Origin of the sequence: Sphingopyxis chilensis (genome assembly GCF_035930445.1) — a bacterium.
GTDB classification, from domain to species: Bacteria; Pseudomonadota; Alphaproteobacteria; order Sphingomonadales; family Sphingomonadaceae; genus Sphingopyxis; species Sphingopyxis chilensis.
Map to the genome: position 1 here is coordinate 1,574,783 of NZ_CP142394.1, position 15,630 is coordinate 1,590,412.

Annotated in this window: 17 protein-coding genes, 1 tRNA gene and 1 pseudogene; 16 read left to right on the top strand and 3 right to left on the bottom strand. The window is 66.4% G+C overall.

Translation table 11 applies throughout. The annotated features are described in order from the left end of the window. The first annotated feature begins 239 nt into the window (after window positions 1-239). Window positions 240-377, top strand: a complete 138-nt coding sequence (locus VSX79_RS07030) for a hypothetical protein (protein ID WP_326914984.1) — start codon at window positions 240-242, stop codon at window positions 375-377. Beyond that, window positions 377-802 (top strand): hypothetical protein, encoded by a 426-nt coding sequence (locus tag VSX79_RS07035; protein ID WP_407697277.1) that lies wholly within the window; start codon window positions 377-379, stop codon window positions 800-802. Before VSX79_RS07030 ends, VSX79_RS07035 begins: the two co-directional genes overlap by 1 nt. Before the next feature lie 140 nt (window positions 803-942). Here the strand turns inward: VSX79_RS07035 and VSX79_RS07040 are convergent, their stop codons facing one another. Both VSX79_RS07040 and VSX79_RS07045 read right to left on the bottom strand, forming a co-directional pair. Next, on the bottom strand, window positions 943-1,506 hold the full coding sequence (locus VSX79_RS07040; protein ID WP_326914986.1) for a type 1 glutamine amidotransferase domain-containing protein: 564 nt from the start codon (window positions 1,504-1,506) through the stop codon (window positions 943-945). A gap of 118 nt (window positions 1,507-1,624) precedes the next feature. After that, window positions 1,625-1,900 carry an HU family DNA-binding protein gene (locus VSX79_RS07045; protein ID WP_326914987.1) on the bottom strand — a complete coding sequence of 92 codons (276 nt, stop codon included), beginning with the start codon at window positions 1,898-1,900 and terminating at the stop codon, window positions 1,625-1,627. Between the two features lie 363 nt (window positions 1,901-2,263). Between VSX79_RS07045 and VSX79_RS07050 the strand changes: the two genes are divergently transcribed. The 14 genes and pseudogenes from VSX79_RS07050 to VSX79_RS07110 all read left to right on the top strand — a co-directional run bounded on the left by VSX79_RS07050 (window position 2,264) and on the right by VSX79_RS07110 (window position 15,467). Next, window positions 2,264-4,288: a conjugal transfer protein TraG gene (locus tag VSX79_RS07050; RefSeq protein ID WP_326914988.1), complete on the top strand. Its 2,025-nt coding sequence runs from the start codon at window positions 2,264-2,266 to the stop codon at window positions 4,286-4,288. Between the two features lie 26 nt (window positions 4,289-4,314). Further along, complete coding sequence (locus VSX79_RS07055) at window positions 4,315-4,716, top strand: CopG family transcriptional regulator (protein WP_456154545.1); 402 nt, start codon at window positions 4,315-4,317, stop codon at window positions 4,714-4,716. Next, window positions 4,713-5,699: a P-type conjugative transfer ATPase TrbB gene (trbB, locus tag VSX79_RS07060; RefSeq protein ID WP_326914990.1), complete on the top strand. Its 987-nt coding sequence runs from the start codon at window positions 4,713-4,715 to the stop codon at window positions 5,697-5,699. Before VSX79_RS07055 ends, trbB begins: the two co-directional genes overlap by 4 nt. 16 nt (window positions 5,700-5,715) lie before the next feature. Beyond that, window positions 5,716-6,048 carry a TrbC/VirB2 family protein gene (locus VSX79_RS07065; RefSeq protein WP_407697265.1) on the top strand — a complete coding sequence of 111 codons (333 nt, stop codon included), beginning with the start codon at window positions 5,716-5,718 and terminating at the stop codon, window positions 6,046-6,048. Beyond that, window positions 6,045-6,314 (top strand): VirB3 family type IV secretion system protein, encoded by a 270-nt coding sequence (locus VSX79_RS07070; protein ID WP_326914991.1) that lies wholly within the window; start codon window positions 6,045-6,047, stop codon window positions 6,312-6,314. The genes VSX79_RS07065 and VSX79_RS07070 overlap by 4 nt, the downstream gene beginning before the upstream one ends. Then, entirely contained in the window at window positions 6,308-8,767 is a 2,460-nt protein-coding gene (gene trbE / locus VSX79_RS07075; RefSeq protein WP_326914992.1) for a conjugal transfer protein TrbE, read from the top strand. The genes VSX79_RS07070 and trbE overlap by 7 nt, the downstream gene beginning before the upstream one ends. Window position 8,768: 1 nt before the next feature. Further along, window positions 8,769-9,482, top strand: coding sequence for a P-type conjugative transfer protein TrbJ (gene trbJ, locus VSX79_RS07080; RefSeq protein WP_326914993.1), 714 nt, complete (start codon window positions 8,769-8,771; stop codon window positions 9,480-9,482). A 144-nt stretch (window positions 9,483-9,626) separates the two neighbouring features. Further along, window positions 9,627-10,949: a P-type conjugative transfer protein TrbL gene (trbL, locus tag VSX79_RS07085; protein WP_326914994.1), complete on the top strand. Its 1,323-nt coding sequence runs from the start codon at window positions 9,627-9,629 to the stop codon at window positions 10,947-10,949. Between the two features lie 3 nt (window positions 10,950-10,952). Further along, a complete protein-coding gene (gene trbF, locus VSX79_RS07090; protein WP_326914995.1) occupies window positions 10,953-11,798 on the top strand; it encodes a conjugal transfer protein TrbF in 846 nt (281 codons plus the stop codon). Continuing rightward, window positions 11,795-12,622 carry a P-type conjugative transfer protein TrbG gene (gene trbG, locus VSX79_RS07095; protein ID WP_326914996.1) on the top strand — a complete coding sequence of 276 codons (828 nt, stop codon included), beginning with the start codon at window positions 11,795-11,797 and terminating at the stop codon, window positions 12,620-12,622. The genes trbF and trbG overlap by 4 nt, the downstream gene beginning before the upstream one ends. Further along, a complete protein-coding gene (locus VSX79_RS07100) occupies window positions 12,619-13,881 on the top strand; it encodes a TrbI/VirB10 family protein (RefSeq protein WP_326914997.1) in 1,263 nt (420 codons plus the stop codon). The genes trbG and VSX79_RS07100 overlap by 4 nt, the downstream gene beginning before the upstream one ends. Window position 13,882: 1 nt before the next feature. Beyond that, the gene (locus tag VSX79_RS07105) at window positions 13,883-14,098 is read left to right on the top strand and encodes a DUF2274 domain-containing protein (protein ID WP_326914998.1); all 216 of its coding nucleotides are present in this window, start codon (window positions 13,883-13,885) and stop codon (window positions 14,096-14,098) included. A 62-nt stretch (window positions 14,099-14,160) separates the two neighbouring features. Continuing rightward, window positions 14,161-14,247 (top strand): annotated as a pseudogene (locus tag VSX79_RS18590) (hypothetical protein); the annotation flags it as partial. 113 nt (window positions 14,248-14,360) lie between these two features. Then, window positions 14,361-15,467, top strand: coding sequence for a tyrosine-type recombinase/integrase (locus VSX79_RS07110; protein ID WP_326914999.1), 1,107 nt, complete (start codon window positions 14,361-14,363; stop codon window positions 15,465-15,467). Window positions 15,468-15,478: 11 nt separating this feature from the next. Here the strand turns inward: VSX79_RS07110 and VSX79_RS07115 are convergent. Beyond that, window positions 15,479-15,554, bottom strand: a tRNA-Lys gene (locus VSX79_RS07115). Window positions 15,555-15,630: the final 76 nt, after the last annotated feature.

The window sequence follows — 15,630 nt, forward strand, 5'->3', positions numbered from 1 at the left end:
CAACGGGACGAGTGAATCAGCACTCGACCTTCATTGCAAGCGGGAGTTTTTCAACAGAATAAGGCGCAAACCGGTCGTTATCATTCAAGCTCACCGGAAGGTCTGCGGCGGTTAGTCGCTGAAACTTGTCGTGCCATCACGCCGATGTGGCAACATCTTTCGACTGACATACAGATATGACACTACGCCTGATCGGGGTCGCAGATGGGTCGCATCCAGCGATTCGGGGGGAGGATATCATGAAAATCATTGTCGCTCTTGACGCGGCCGCGAAAGCCGCGATGCCCGCTCTTTCGCAGGATGCCGCAGCGCCCGCCCCCGGGCAGATCGCGACCATATTCACAGCCGAGCCAATCATGGTGACCAAATACCGGTGATCTTAGAATTTCTTCTCGCCTCCGTCGTTCCTGCCGGCCAGTCCTTCGACTGTACGCCCACTGCCGTGTGGGACGGCGACGGGCCGGTCTGGTGCGCCGAAGGGCCACATATCCGTCTGTCGGGTATCGCGGCGCGGGAAATGGACGGAACGTGCAGGCCCGGCCATCCATGCCCTGCCGCGGGCCCGGTCGAAGCGCGCGATCATCTCGCTTTGTTGATCGGGAAACCGACGGGCGTTCGTTCGACGGGGCATGTCACGGTCGCTGGTCCGACGATGCGCTGTCGATCCGCTGGCGGTGCCGGCGGTAACCGGACCGCAGCGTTCTGCACGTCCCCGCAATCAGGCGACATCTCGTGTGCGATGGTGCGCGATGGCTATGCGGCGAAGTGGGACCGGTACTGGCAAAAGCACCGCTGCAACTGAGAGCGGGCGATTTCCACCCTCTTGCACTTCCATGCGACATTAGTCCCTTCATCCCACGGAAGTGATTGGCCCGCCAAAGGCCGCCGGCGATAAGGGCGCCCTGATGTCCCAAGTTGCCGGCGCGCCCGCTTGTTCGGCGGCTATTCTGCGGGTGCGTGGGCCTTGGCCAAGGCATCGACGATCGCATCGCAAAATAGGGGCAAATCGTCGGGGCAGCGGCTCGTGATAATATTGCGGTCGATGACGACGGCCTCATCGAGCACGTTCGCGCCGGCGTTGGCGACATCGGTACGGATCGACTTGTAGCTCGTCATTCGGCGACCCTTCGCCAGACCTGCCTCGACGAGCAGCCAAGGTGCGTGGCAGATGGCGGCCACGGGTTTGCCGGCTTTTGCGAAACCCTGGATCAGCTCGATTGCCTGTTTCTCGACGCGGAGCAGATCGGGATTGATCTGGCCGCCGGGGAGGACGAGGGCGTCGTAATCGTCGACCCTGGCGTCGGCGATGCGGAGATCGACTTCGATGTCGTCTCCCCAGTCATCCTCGTCCCAACCGGTGATCTCACCACTTTCGAGCGAAGCGATATCGACGTCGGCTCCGGCATCCTGAAGGCGCTCGAGCGGCACCTCAAGTTCGGACTGCTCGAAGCCGTCGGTGGCCATGATGAGAATGCGGCGCGAGGCGAGGGGGGTGTCGGTTGCCATGGTAGAAGCTCCTTGTCTGTTACCCCAACAATGCGCCGGGCGCTCAGTTGTTGCTTCACCGCTCGTATCGGGCCGCCAAGGAAATCCCCGCCAGCGACGCCGGCTGGGAAAGGGTGGATCAGCCGTTCAGCCGGTCCTTGACGGCTTTCGCGGCGCCGAAGGTCAGTTTCTTCGCAGCAGCAATCTGGATCGTTGCGCCGGTCGAGGGATTACGGCCTTCGCGTGCGGCCGTTTCCTTGACCTTGAACTTGCCGAAGCCGTTGACCGACACTTCGTCGCCTTTAGCGGCAGCATCGGAGATCGCGGCGAAGACGGCGTCGACGGCCTTCTTGCCGTCGGCCTTGCTCGCGCCAAGCGAGGTGGCGACTGCGTCGGAAAGTTCCGCATGGTTCATAGAATATCTCCTGGTGCGTCCGGGGCGATCCCGAACGGGCTGCTGCTATAGGGAGCGTGAGCGCCGGGCGCCATTGTCTTCCACCCAAGTCGGTCCGAGAGCCGGCCCGGCGTGTCAAATCCGGGCGCGACCGAGACTTGGGGTCTACGAGCCGTGCGAAGCGACTCAGGAATTGAACCTGACGAATCGCGAGGTCGCGGACCGAATTTTTGGTCCGACGGCGGGCGTCGGCCGTATTGCCGCGCTGCGTTTGCCGCACTCTGCGGCATTCTGCCGCACAACCGCAATGTTCCCCTCCGCTTCCATCGCTGATCTTCCGTTCGTCAGCCGGCTTCGTCCGGCGCCCACGAAACGGAGCGGCTCATGACCCCCACCAAATTGCTTGTCGGACAGATATTTCTCGTCTTCGCGATCATGATCGCGGGGCTATGGGCAGCCACGCAGTGGGCCGCCGCGATGCTCGGCCATCAGCCGCAGCTCGGCGCGGCATGGTTCGAGTTCTTCGGCATGCCCGTCTACCGTCCCTGGCAGCTGTTCGCCTGGTGGTATCATTACGAAGCCTATGCGCCCGAGGTCTTCGACAAGGCCGGCGCACTCGCCGCCGCAAGCGGCTTCTTCGGTTGCGCCGCGGCTATCGGAGGGTCGCTCTGGCGCGCGCGCCAGTCGAGCCAGGTCACCACTTACGGCTCGGCACGCTGGGCGACGGGGAACGAAGTCCGCCGCGCCGGACTGCACGGCGAGGCCGGCGTGTTCCTGGGGCGTCTCGGCTCGCGCTATCTGCGTCACGACGGTCCCGAACATGTCATGGCGTTCGCGCCGACGCGCTCGGGGAAGGGCGTCGGGCTGGTTGTCCCGACCTTGCTCAGCTGGACCGGCAGCGCGGTCATCCATGACATCAAGGGCGAGAACTGGAAGCTGACCGCCGGCTGGCGCTCGAAATTCTCGCACGCGCTGATGTTCAACCCCACCGTCCTCGCGTCGGCGCGCTATAATCCGCTGCTCGAGGTGCGCCGCGGCGAGCATGAAGTGCGCGACGTCCAGAATATCGCCGACATTCTCGTCGACCCCGAGGGCGCGCTCGAACGCCGCAATCATTGGGAAAAGACGTCGCACGCGCTGCTCGTCGGCGCGATCCTCCACATCCTCTACGCCGAGGAGGAAAAGACCCTCGCGCGCGTCGCGACCTTTCTCTCCGATCCGCAGCGACCCTTCGTCGCGACGCTGAAGCGGATGATGTCCACCAATCATCTCGGCACCGAGGATGCGCCGCGGGTCCATCCGGTCGTTGCCTCCGCCGCGCGCGAGCTTTTGAACAAGAGCGAGAATGAACGCTCGGGGGTGCTCTCGACCGCGATGTCGTTTCTCGGCCTCTACCGCGATCCGACCGTGGCCGAGGTGACGTCGCGCAGCGATTTCAGGATCGCCGATCTCATCGACGGCGAGACGCCGCTGTCGCTCTATCTCGTCGTGCCGCCCTCGGACATCAGTCGCACCAAGCCGCTCGTCCGCCTCATCCTGAACCAGATCGGCCGCCGTCTGACCGAGAAGCTCGACGATCGCAGCTCGAAGCTGCGCCGTCACCAGTTATTGATGATGCTCGACGAGTTTCCGGCGCTCGGGCGGCTCGACTTTTTCGAGACGAGCCTCGCTTTCATGGCGGGTTATGGCGTGCGCGCCTTTCTGATCGCCCAGTCGCTGAACCAGATCGAGAAGGCTTACGGCGAGCATAATTCGATCCTCGACAACTGCCATGTCCGCGTCGCCTTCGCGACCAACGACGAGCGCACCGCGCGGCGGATATCTGATGCGCTCGGCGTCGCGACCGAGCAGCGCGCGATGCGCAACTATGCCGGGCACCGGCTCGCACCCTGGCTCGCGCATGTCATGGTCAGCCGACAGGAAACCGCGCGGCCGCTGCTGACGCAGGGCGAGGTCATGGCGCTGCCGCCCGAAGACGAGCTCGTCCTCGTCTCGGGGATGGCGCCAATCCGCGCGAAGAAGCTGCGCTATTTTGAAGATGCGAACTTCGCCGACCGGCGGCTCGACCCGCCGAAATCGGATGGCCTCCGGCTCGACCGGCCCAAACCGCGGCCGAACGACTGGGGGAGCTTCGCGCGTCGGACCGATATCCGCCTCGTGGCCGCGGCCGAGGGCGAAGAGACGCAGGATGACGGCGGTCTTCAGCAGCAGCGCACGCCCGAGATCGCCGAAGAGGCGCCGGCCCCCGCCGAGCCGACGAAGCAGCTCGACATGCTCGGCCTCGAGAAGGACGATGACGATGCCGCGGCCGACAAGCGTGCGATCGAGCAGGCGCGTGGGCCGGAGAGCATGCGGCGCGCGCATGCGATCAACCAGGGTGACGACGACGACACCCTGCCGAGCTTCTGACCATGGGCCGCCGCAAGGAAAACAAGGTGCGCTACCAGCTCTTCCTTCCCGAGGAACTGAGCGCACGCTTCGAGGCGCTCGCCGCGAAGCCCGGCGCGAGCAAATCGGCGATCCTCGTCGACGCGCTTACCGCCTGGCTCGGCCGCCAGGCCGTGTCCGAACTCGAGACCCGGTTCAGCGCCCGCCTCGACCGCATGTCGCTGGCGCTCGGGCGGATCGAGCGCGACGGCCATATCCTCCTCGAAAGCCTCGCGCTGTTCATACGCTACCAGCTGATGATCCAGGCGCCGCTCGCCGACGGTGACGCGGCGGCGCGCGCCGTCGGGCGCGACCGCTTCAACACCTTCGTCGAGCGCGTCGCCGAGGCGATGGCGAGCGGCACGCGCACGCTCGGCGCCGCGCCTCAAAACAGGGGCAAGATGTCATGAGCGAGACTTTGTCCGCCGCGCGCAGCCGCGCGATGCTCCGGACCGCGATGGGGCCGGCGATCGCCGCCGCGCTCGCGGATGCCGCCGTCGTCGAGATCATGATCAATCCCGACGGTCGGTTGTGGATCGACCGGCTCGGCGAGGGCCGGTGCGATACGGGCACGCGCTTCGAGCCCGCGCAGGTCGAGCGGATCATCCGCCTCGTTGCCTCGCATGCCCGCACCGAGGCACATGCGAGCGCGCCGATCGTGTCGGCCGAGCTGCCGCCACATGGCGAAGGGGCGGGCGAACGCTTCGAGGGCGTTTTGCCGCCGGTCGCGACGGCGCCCTGCTTCGCGATCCGCAAGCCCGCCGCGAAGATCCACACGCTCGGCGATTATGTTGCGGGCGGCATCCTGTCGGCGAAGAAAGCGCGGCTGCTCGCCGTCGCGGTTGCCGAACGCCGCAATATCCTCGTTGTCGGGGGTACCTCGTCGGGCAAGACCACGCTCGCCAATGCGCTGCTCGCCGAAATGGGCGGGCTCGACGAACGCGTCATCCTGATCGAGGACACGCGCGAGCTGCAATGCGCCGCGCGCGATGTCGTCGCGCTCCGCACGCGTGCGCCCGTCGGCAACGGCGCGGGCGCGGTGACGATGGCGGACCTTGTTCGCTCGACCTTGCGGTTGCGCCCCGACCGGATCATCGTCGGCGAGGTGCGCGGGCGCGAGGCGCTCGACATGCTCAAGGCGTGGAATACCGGGCATCCCGGCGGCATCGCGACGATCCACGCCAACAGCGCCGCAGCCGCGCTCTACCGGCTCGAGCAGCTCGTCCAGGAACTCACCGTCACCGTGCCGCGCGCGCTGATCGCCGAGGCGATCGACGTCGTGATCTTTATCGCCGGTCGCGGGCTTGCCCGCCGCGTCGAGACGGTCGCGCGCGTCGCGGGCCTGCGGACCGACGGTTCATACGCCATCGAAGATGTCACGCTGACCGATTGAGAACAGGAGATTTGTCATGAGGGCCAACTTTCCAACGCATAGTCGCAACACGATCGCGATGGCCGCCATCGCCGCGGGTCTTTTGTTCGCGGCGACCGCCCGGGCCGCGGGTTCGGGCATGCCGTGGGAGGAGCCGCTCCAGCAGGTGCTCGAATCGGTGCAGGGGCCGGTCGCCAAGATCATTGCGGTGATCATCATCATCACCACGGGGCTGACGCTCGCCTTCGGCGAGACGGGCGGCGGCTTTCGCAAGCTGATCCAGATCGTCTTCGGCCTGTCGATCGCCTTCGCGGCCTCGAGCTTCTTCCTGAGCTTCTTCAGCTTCGGCGGCGGAGCGCTGATCGCATGACCGGTGGCCAGCATATCGACGGGTTCGAGGCGCCGCTGCACCGCGCGCTCGCCGAGCCGATCCTGCTCGCCGGCGCGCCGCGCGCGATCGCCATCCTCAACGGCACCATCGCAGCGGCGCTCGGACTCGGGCTCCAGCAATGGGTCGCGGGCGTCGCGCTCTGGGCGCTCGGTCACAGCGCCGCCGTGATCGCGGCGAAGCACGACCCCGATTTCGCGCCGGTGCTCTTGCGGCACCTGCGTCAGAAGGGGCATTTCTCATGCTGAATTTGCGCGAATACCGCCGGACGACCGATCGGCTCGCCGACCATCTCCCCTGGGCCGCGCTCGTCGCGCCGGGCGTTGTCCTCAACAAGGATGGCAGCTTCAGCCGGATGCTCGCCTTTCGCGGTCCCGACCTCGAGTCCGCGACCGAGGCCGAGCTCGTTTCGGTCGCCGCCCGGGCCAACAATGTCCTCAAGCGCTTCGGCTCGGGATGGGCGCTTCATATCGAGGCCGAGCGCCGCGCGGCGCCGGGCTATCCCGCGAGCCGCTTTCCCGACGCTGCCTCCCGGCTCGTCGACGAGGAAAGGCGCGCGGCGTTCGAAAGCGCCGAGGCGCATCATGAGAGCGACTTCACGCTCACGCTGACCTATCTGCCGCCCGCCGACCGGAACGACCGCGCGGGGCGATGGCTTGTCGAGCGCGGCGAGGCGGGCAAGACGCGCGACTGGCGCGAAGCGCTCGCGACGTTCGTCGCCGAGACGAACCGCGTGCTCGACCTCTTCGCCGGCTTCATGCCCAAGGTGCGCGCCTTGGACGACGGCGAGACGCTGACCTATCTTCATGGCACGATCTCGGAGCGGCGGCATGGCGTCGCGACTCCTTCGACGCCAATCTATCTCGACGGGCTGCTTGCCGACACGCCGCTCGTCGGCGGGCTCGAGCCGATGCTCGGTGAGCGGCACTTGCGGACCCTCACCATTCTCGGCTTTCCCAGCCTTACCCGCCCCGCCATCCTAGATGGGCTCAATCATCAAGGATTTTCATACCGTTGGGTGACGCGCTTCATAGCGCTCGACAAGGTGGAGGCCACCAAGGCGCTGACACGGCTGCGCCGCCAATGGTTCAACAAGCGCAAGTCGGTCGCGGCGCTGCTTCGCGAGGTTATGTATAACCAGCCGGCGCAGCTGCTCGACAGCGATGCCGACAACAAGATGGTCGATGCCGACCTCGCGCTCCAGGCGCTCGGCGGCGATCATGTGGCCTTCGGCCACCTCACGACGACGATCACCGTCGCCGACGCCGACCGGGCACGCGTCGAGGAAAAGCTGCGCGGCGTGGAGCGGATCGTGAACGGGCTCGGCTTCACTTCGATCCGCGAGGGCGTCAATGCGGTCGAAGCCTGGCTCGGCTCGCTCCCGGGCCAGGTCTACGCCAACGTCCGCCAGCCGCTCGTTCACACGCTCAACCTGGCGCATCTGATGCCGCTGTCGTCGGTGTGGGCGGGACCGGCGCGCAATGCCCATCTCGGCGGACCGCCGCTGCTCCATGCCGAGACCAGCGGTTCGACGCCGTTCCGGCTCTCGACCCATGTCGGCGACGTCGGCCATATGATGATCGTGGGTCCGACCGGTGCGGGCAAGTCGGTGCTGCTGGCGCTGCTGGCGCTCCAGTTCCGCCGCTATGCCGGTGCGCAGGTCACTATCTTCGACAAGGGCGCGTCGGCGCGCGCCGCGGTCCTCGCCATGGGCGGCGCGCATCATGCGCTCGGCCTTGGCGGCGAAGGCGATGCCGCGGGGGAGGGCGGTATCGCCTTCCAGCCGCTGCGCATGATCGACCATGCCGACGAGCGCGCCTGGGCCGCGACCTGGATCGCGTCGCTGCTCGCCGGTGAGGCGGTCGCGGTGACCCCCGAGATCAAGGAGGCGCTCTGGTCGGCGCTCACCAGCCTTGCCAGCGCGCCACCCGAGGAGCGTACACTCACCGGCCTGTCGTTGCTGCTGCAATCGGCGCCGCTGCGCGCGGCCCTCGCACCGTACACGCTCGAAGGGCCGTTCGGGCGGCTGCTCGACGCCGCCGAGGAGGATCTCGCGCTCGCCGACGTCATATGCTTCGAGACCGAGGCGCTGATGGGGCAGGCGGGCGTCGTCGCGCCGGTGCTGAGCTATTTGTTCCACCGGCTCGAGGAACGGTTCAACGGGCGGCCGACGCTCCTGATCCTCGACGAGGCCTGGGTCTTTCTCGACCATCCATTGTTCGCCGCGCGCATCCGCGAATGGCTCAAGGTGCTGCGCAAGAAGAATGTGTCGGTGATCTTCGCGACGCAGAGTCTTGCCGATATCGCGGACAGCGCGATCGCACCCGCGATTATCGAAAGCTGCCCGCAGCGCATTTTGCTGCCGAACGATCGCGCGGTCGAGCCGCAGAGCGCAGCGGCCTATGCGCGCTTCGGGCTCAACGCGCGCCAGATCGAGCTGATCGCGCGCGCGACCCCCAAGCGGCAATATTATCTGCAGTCGGCGCGGGGGAACCGGCTGTTCGAGCTCGGGCTCGGCCCCGTTGCGCTCGCGCTCTGCGGCGCCTCCGATCCCGAAGTCCAGAAAATGATCGACCGCATCCTTGCCGAGCATGGGCGCGCGGATTTTGCCGCCCGTTTCCTCGCCGAGCGCGGCCTGCCTTGGGCAGCCGGGCTGCTCGGCCGCTTCGACGCGCCCCATGACCCCCAGAAGGAGAGTTGAGATGAAGAAGTTCGTGATGGCCTTGCTGCTCGGCGCCGCCGCCGCGTCGATTCCGGTCGTTCCGGCCCACGCGATTCCGGTGTTCGACAGCGCCAATTATTCGCAGAATCTGCTCACCGCGGCGCGCACGCTCCAGCAGATCAACCAGCAGATCCAGTCGCTCCAGAATGAAGCGCAGATGCTGGTTAATCAGCAGAGGAATCTGGCGACGATCGACTTCCCGCAGATGACGGCCTTGCAGCAGCGCCTCTCCCAGATCGACCGGTTGATGGGGCAGGCGCAGGGGATCGACTTTCGCATCGACACGCTCGACGAGCAGTTCCGCCAGTCCTTCCCGACCAGTTTCGAGCATCTGGCGACGCGCGACGCGCGCATCGCTGCCGCCAAGGCGCGGCTCGATGCCGAGATGGCGTCGTTCCGGCAAGCGATGGCGGTGCAGAGCGGCATTGTCGAGAATGTTCGGGGTGACGCCGAGGCTTTGAAAGCGATCGTCGAGCGGAGCCAGGGCGCCGCGGGCGGCCTCCAGGCCGCGCAGGCGACCAACCAGCTGCTCGCGCTCGCGGCAAAGCAGCAGTTCCAGATTCAGCAGCTGATGTCGGCGCAGTTCCGCGAGGCGACGCGCGAACGCGCGCGGCGCGCGCAGGTCGAGCGCGAAGCGCGCGCGTCGACCAAGCGCTTCCTCGGCGACGGCAAGGCGTGGACGCCGCCGCGCTGAGCTAGCTGATCGATCGGGGCAGGACGGACCACGCCAGATCACCCGCCCGAGAGCTGCCCCGTCGTGGGGGCCGCCGCGACAGCGGTTTTCCTTTAGCCGCTTGCCGCCGGCCCCCGCGACAAAATTCCACAGGATGCGCAAAATATGGACGATCTCAATATCATCGACCAGTTCATGGCGGCCTTCATCGCCTATATCGACAGCGGCTTCGGGCTGCTCGGCGGCGATGTCGGCTTCCTCACGAGCATCCTCGTCGGCATCGATATCACGCTCGCCGGTCTCTTCTGGGCGCTCGGCGGTGAGGACGATGTCATCGCGAAATTCCTCAAGAAGATACTCTACGTCGGCGTCTTCGCGCTGATCCTGAACAGTTTCCAGACTTTGTCGGAGATCATCTTCCGATCCTTCGCGGGCCTCGGGCTCACCGCCGGTGGCAGCGCGATCGGACCCGAAGATCTGCTGATGCCGGGGCGGCTCGCGGGCACCGGCTTCGAGGCGGCCTGGCCGCTGCTCGAACAGGCGAAGGAGTTGGTCGGCCCGATCGCCTTCTTCGACAATTTCGTCGAGATCGCGGTGCTCGTCACCGCCTGGCTGATCGTCATCGCCGCCTTCTTCATTCTCGCGATCCAGCTTTTCATCACGATCCTGGAATTCAAGCTCACCAGCCTCGCGGGCTTCGTGCTCGTGCCCTTCGCGCTGTGGAACCGTACTTCGTTCCTCGCCGAGCGCGTGCTCGGCAATGTCGTGAGTTCGGGCATCAAGGTCATGGTGCTCGCGGTGATCGTCGGCATCGGCTCCAACTTTTTCGCGGACTTCACGAGCGCGCTTACCGGCGAGGACGTAACGATCGAGCAGGCGGTATCGCTGATGCTCGCAAGCCTTGCGCTGTTCGGCCTCTCGATCTTCGGCCCCGGCATCGCCTCGGGTCTCGTCTCGGGCGCACCGCAGCTCGGCGCCGGTTCGGCTGTGGCGACCACCGCGCTTGCCGCGGGCGGGCTGGCGATGGGCGGTGCCGGCGCCGTCGCTGCCGCGCGGGGGCTGGGCGGTGCCGGGCTCGGTGCGATCCGCGCCGGCACCGCAATGGGGAGCGCCGCGTCGACGGCCTACAAACTCGGCCAGGAGACATCGGGCTCGATGACCATCGGCGCCGGGCTGGGAGGGATTGCTACGGCCGCCAAGGGCGGCGCCGTGCAGCGCCTGCGTTCGGCGGCTGCCATCGAGGCGGCTGCCGAACGCGGCGAGCGGGCCGCATGGAACGCGGGTAACTCTGGCTCTTCGAGCGGAACAGGCGCCGCCGCGGCCGCGGACGGTTCGGGGCCCGCTGCCGTCGATGCCGCGCCGGCCTGGGCGCAGCGGCTTCAGGGGCAGCAGAATGCGCGCCACCGACGCCAGATGGCGGTCCACGCCATCCGCGACGGCGATCGCGGCGGCGCCGGCATCACACCCGACATCAAGGAAAGGGACTAAGCCATGATATTCAAACGGGCCTTGCAGCGTTACGGGCAGACGCCCGAACCCGAAACGCCGTATCGGCGCGCCGGCCAGCTCTGGGACGAGCGCATCGGTTCGGCGCGCGTGCAGGCGAAGAACTGGCGGCTGATGGCGTTCGGCGGGCTGGTCCTGACGACCGGCCTGTCGTCGGCGCTCGTCTGGCAGTCGATGCAGAGCCGCGTCGTGCCCTATGTCGTCGAGGTCGACAAACTCGGGCAGGCGCAGGCGGTGGCGAAAGCCGTCGCCGACTACAGGCCGAGCGACGCGCAGATCGCATGGCATCTGGGCCGCTTCATCACCCATATCCGCTCGCGATCGCTCGATGCCGTGCTCATGCGCGAGAACTGGCTGTCCGCCTTTGATTTCGCGACCGAGCGGGGCGCGCTGTTTCTGGGCGAATATGCACGCGCTTCCAATCCCTTCGTCGAGGTCGGGCGCCGCACCGTCTCGGTGCAGGTCACAAGCATCGTTCGTTCGTCGGAGGACAGCTTCCGCGTCAACTGGACCGAGCAAGCCTATGAGCGCGGCAGCCTGTCGGGGACGTCGCGCTGGACGGCGGTGGTGACGATCAAGGTCAAGCCGCCGCGCTCGGCCGAGGTGCTGCGCAAGAATCCGCTCGGTCTTTATGTCGATGCCATCGACTGGAGCCGCGAGCTCGAGACGCCCGTGCTGCCGACGCTCGCGGCGGCCGAGCCGCCCCGCGCGCTCGCCGCGGCCCCGCGCGCAGCGGCGCCCTCCGGAAGCATCCCGCTCGGCTCGCCGCTCGATCCGGGCACGGCCGCCCCGCCGGCCTCGCAACCCCCGCTCGAAGGAGATGCTCGATGATCCGCTTCCTGATCCTGTCCGCGAGCCTCGCGGCTCTCGCACCGCCGGTTCTTGCGCGCGGCGTACCCGTCGTCGCCTCGGCACAGAAGGCTGCGATCCGCGAGCCTGCGGCATCGGGCTTTAGGAATGCCGTGCAGGTCTATCCTTTCGCCGACGGCATGCTTTACCGGCTCTTCACGGCGCCGGGCCGGGTCAGCGACATCGCGCTCGAACCCGGCGAGACGCTTGTCTCGGCCGCGGCGGGCGATACGGCCCGCTGGACGGTCGGCGACACGACCAGCGGAAGCGGCGCGGCGCGGCGAACGCACCTCCTCGTCAAGCCCTTCGCGGCTGGACTGTCCACGAACCTCGTCATCGCGACCGACCGGCGCGTCTATCATGTCCAGCTGACGAGCACCGCATCAACCGCGATGTCCGCGATCCGCTGGACCTATCCGCAGGATGAACTGCTCGCGCTTGCAAGTCGCAAGGCGGCCGAAGAGGGTGCGCGCCCCGTGTCCGCCGGCATTGCGATCGAAGATCTCGATTTCGGCTATGCGATCAGCGGCGACAAGCCCGCGTGGCGACCACTGCGCGCCTTCGACGACGGGCGCCAGACCTGGATCGAGTTTCCGGCAACCATCGCAGCCGGCGAAGCGCCTCCGCTGTTCGTCCTTGGCGCGGACGGCGCGGCCGAACTCGTCAACTACCGCGTCGCTGGACGTTTTTATGTCGTCGATCGGCTGTTTGCCGCCGCCGAGCTCCGGCTCGGCGGCAAGAAGCAGAAGATCGTCCGTATCACGCGGACCGGCAAGCCGGCAGCGAAGCGGGGGAGGGGCGCATGACCGGCGCTTCTTGCGAAGACGGTGACGCGGTCCCTCGCGGCAAAGCCGCGCCTCCGGAAGACGCGCCTCCCAAGCTCGCGCCGCAAAGCCTCGCGTTGCGCGGCCAGCCCGCGCGCGTGGTGCGCTTTCGTCGCGGCGCGATCATTGCGCTTGCCGGAGCCAGCGCGGTCCCGCTGGCCGGCGCCGGTTGGTTCGCGCTGCGCAGTCCCGATCCCGTTGCGACCGGCCCTGACGACGACCGCGCGCCTGTCGCTGCCAAGTCTGCTTCGGAAGTACTTGCGGGCGTCCCGACGAACTATGGCGACGTTCCTCCGCTGGGACCGCCGCTGCCGGGCGACCTCGGAAGACCCATTCTTGCGCGGCAGCGTCAGCTCGGAATGGAGGGCGCTGCTGATCCTGCGGCCGATGTCGCCGCTGATGCTGCCGCGCGCGCGGCACAACAGGCCGAAGCCGAACGTCTGCGCATCGCCGCCGAGCAGCGCGCGGCGCGTGAATCGGGCGTCATGATGCAGCTCGCAAACGCGACGACTCGGCGAGAAATGGCCGACCCGGCCGCAGGGCCGGAAGCGTCCTTGCCGCGAGCGGGAGCATCCGACGATGCGAGCGATCCCAATGGCCAGCGGCGCAAGATCGATCTCGTCGGGCGCACTAATCGGGACGACGACGTCAACCCGCATCGGCTCGAGGCGGCGGCGTCGCCATGGACGCTGCACGCAGGCACCGTGATTGCCGCCAGCCTGATCACGGGGCTGAACTCGGACCTGCCCGGCCTGGTGACCGCGCAGGTTACCGAAAATGCCTATGACAGCGTCACCGGGCGCACCCTGCTTGTTCCGCAGGGCTCGCGGGTGATCGGAAGCTACGACAGCGTCGTGGCCTTCGGGCAGAGCCGCGCGCTCGTCGTCTGGCAACGGATCATCTTTCCCGACGGCGCTTCGATCCGGATCGACAATGTGCCCGCGAGCGACACCGCGGGCTATGCCGGGCTCGCCGACCGGATCGACCGCCATACATGGCGGCTGTTGAAGGGGGTCGGGCTTTCGACCTTGCTCGGTGTCGGGACGGAGCTCGGCTGGGGAAGTAGCGAGAGCGATCTGGTCCGCGCGGTTCGTGAGTCGGCCCAGCAGGCCGGCGCCCGGGCCGGCGACCAGCTCGTGGCGCGCAATCTCGACGTTCAGCCGACAATCAAGATTCGTCCCGGCTGGCCGCTTCGGATCGTCGTCCACAAGGACATCGTCCTGAAGCCATGGGAGGGATGAGATGGCCGCTCTCAAACTTGCAAAGCTCCCCGACCGCACGCCGGTGAAGCTCACCATCCAGCTCTCTCCCGCTCTGGCCGAGGCGCTGAGCGCCTATGCCGCCGTTTACGAGGCGGCCTATGGCAGTTCGGAAACCGTCGCCGACCTCGTCCCCGCGATGCTCGCGGCCTTCCTTGAGGGCGACCGCGGGTTCCGCAAGGTGCGGGCGCGCAAATGACGCTGCCGGATGTCGAGGGCGATGCCGGTTCGGCCCTGCTCGTCGCGACCGGCGAGCGCATCATGGACGTGAAGTCCGCGGCGGCGCGGCTCGGCGTGCATCCGAACACGCTGCGATCCTATGCGAAGTCGGGACACGTCCCGGCGGCGAAGATTGGTCGGTTCTGGTGGTTTCTCGAGAGCGATCTTGTCGCTGCGATCCGGGCTCGATATTCTTCGCCCGCACGAATGCAGCCAGGTGCCCCGATCAAGGAGGCAGGCTTATGGCACTCTGGAAACGTGCAAATACATACTATGTCGACATCACAGCACCGGACGGAAGCCGAATTAGACGCACTACTGGCACAACCGACCGGAAGAAAGCGAAGGAGTATCACGACAAGCTGAAGGCAGAACTCTGGGACCTTGTCAGACTCAAGCGGAAGCCGCCGCGGACATGGGACGAGGCGGCGCTCAGGTGGCTTCAGGAGAAGAGGCACAAGAAGTCCTATCGGGACGATGTGTCGCGGATCCGGTGGTTCACCAAGCATCTGCGCGGCAAGACCCTGGATCAGGTGAGCAGGGACATGATCGACGGGATCATCTCGAGGCACCATGCGCGTTCGAGCAATCGCACGAAGGATCTTTATGTGGCGCTGATCCGCGCCATTTTCCGGATGGCGCAGCGCGAATGGGAATGGATCGAACATATCCCGGCATTCAAGACCTACACGAGGAACGCGAAAGTGCGGGTGCGGTATTTGACCCCCGCCCAAGCTGAGCGCCTTTTGCAGGAACTGCCTTCTCACCAGCAGGACCTGATGCTGTTCGCGCTCGCCACGGGCTTGCGGCAGGGAAATATCAAGAGGCTGACCTGGGATCAGGTCGACCTCTCCCGCCGCATCGCGACAATCGAGCACGGAGACACCAAGAATGGCGAGGCGCTGGGTGTGCCGCTCAACGATCTCGCGGTCTCGGTGCTCGAGCGGCGGATGGGAGAGCAGAGCGAATATGTGTTCACGTACAAGGGGAAGCCCTTGGGTCAGGTGAACACGAAACATTGGCGGGCCGCGCTCAAAAGGGCAGGGATTACCGATTTTCGCTGGCACGACCTTCGGCATACATGGGCGAGTTGGCTCCGGCAGAATGATGTGCCCACCTGGGTGCTTCAGGAGCTGGGCGGCTGGAAGTCGGAATCGATGGTGCGCCGCTATGCGCATATGTCGGTGAAGCATCTCCAGCCATATGCGGACCAGCTGATTTTTGCGTCACAATCCGGAAAACCGGAAGAGGCGCAGGAAACTGCGAAAGCCCAGGTCACAAAATCACCTACATCCCCGAAAGGGACCCGGCTGATTTTGGCGTCACAGAACGGTAAGTCTCTGATTTAACTGTAGGAAAATGGTGGACGCACTAGGGCTCGAACCTAGGACCCGCTGATTAAGAGTCAGCTGCTCTACCAACTGAGCTATGCGTCCACTGCCGGTTTCCGGCGTTCACGAAGCAGGAAGAAAACGTCCTGCGTCATGAAGAGAGCGGCCCGCTATCATGGTG

What these genes read in the sequence shown, in the direction of transcription:
- trbF (WP_326914995.1), top strand. Translation starts at nt 10,953, where the DNA reads ATGATATTCAAACGGGCCTTGCAGCGTTACGGGCAGACGCCCGAACCC.
- trbE (WP_326914992.1), top strand. Translation starts at nt 6,308, where the DNA reads ATGCTGAATTTGCGCGAATACCGCCGGACGACCGATCGGCTCGCCGAC.
- VSX79_RS07045 (WP_326914987.1), bottom strand. Translation starts at nt 1,900, where the DNA reads ATGAACCATGCGGAACTTTCCGACGCAGTCGCCACCTCGCTTGGCGCG.
- VSX79_RS07105 (WP_326914998.1), top strand. Translation starts at nt 13,883, where the DNA reads ATGGCCGCTCTCAAACTTGCAAAGCTCCCCGACCGCACGCCGGTGAAG.
- trbL (WP_326914994.1), top strand. Translation starts at nt 9,627, where the DNA reads ATGGACGATCTCAATATCATCGACCAGTTCATGGCGGCCTTCATCGCC.
- VSX79_RS07040 (WP_326914986.1), bottom strand. Translation starts at nt 1,506, where the DNA reads ATGGCAACCGACACCCCCCTCGCCTCGCGCCGCATTCTCATCATGGCC.
- VSX79_RS07070 (WP_326914991.1), top strand. Translation starts at nt 6,045, where the DNA reads ATGACCGGTGGCCAGCATATCGACGGGTTCGAGGCGCCGCTGCACCGC.
- VSX79_RS07030 (WP_326914984.1), top strand. Translation starts at nt 240, where the DNA reads ATGAAAATCATTGTCGCTCTTGACGCGGCCGCGAAAGCCGCGATGCCC.
- VSX79_RS07065 (WP_407697265.1), top strand. Translation starts at nt 5,716, where the DNA reads ATGAGGGCCAACTTTCCAACGCATAGTCGCAACACGATCGCGATGGCC.
- VSX79_RS07110 (WP_326914999.1), top strand. Translation starts at nt 14,361, where the DNA reads ATGGCACTCTGGAAACGTGCAAATACATACTATGTCGACATCACAGCA.
- VSX79_RS07050 (WP_326914988.1), top strand. Translation starts at nt 2,264, where the DNA reads ATGACCCCCACCAAATTGCTTGTCGGACAGATATTTCTCGTCTTCGCG.
- trbG (WP_326914996.1), top strand. Translation starts at nt 11,795, where the DNA reads ATGATCCGCTTCCTGATCCTGTCCGCGAGCCTCGCGGCTCTCGCACCG.
- trbB (WP_326914990.1), top strand. Translation starts at nt 4,713, where the DNA reads ATGAGCGAGACTTTGTCCGCCGCGCGCAGCCGCGCGATGCTCCGGACC.
- trbJ (WP_326914993.1), top strand. Translation starts at nt 8,769, where the DNA reads ATGAAGAAGTTCGTGATGGCCTTGCTGCTCGGCGCCGCCGCCGCGTCG.
- VSX79_RS07100 (WP_326914997.1), top strand. Translation starts at nt 12,619, where the DNA reads ATGACCGGCGCTTCTTGCGAAGACGGTGACGCGGTCCCTCGCGGCAAA.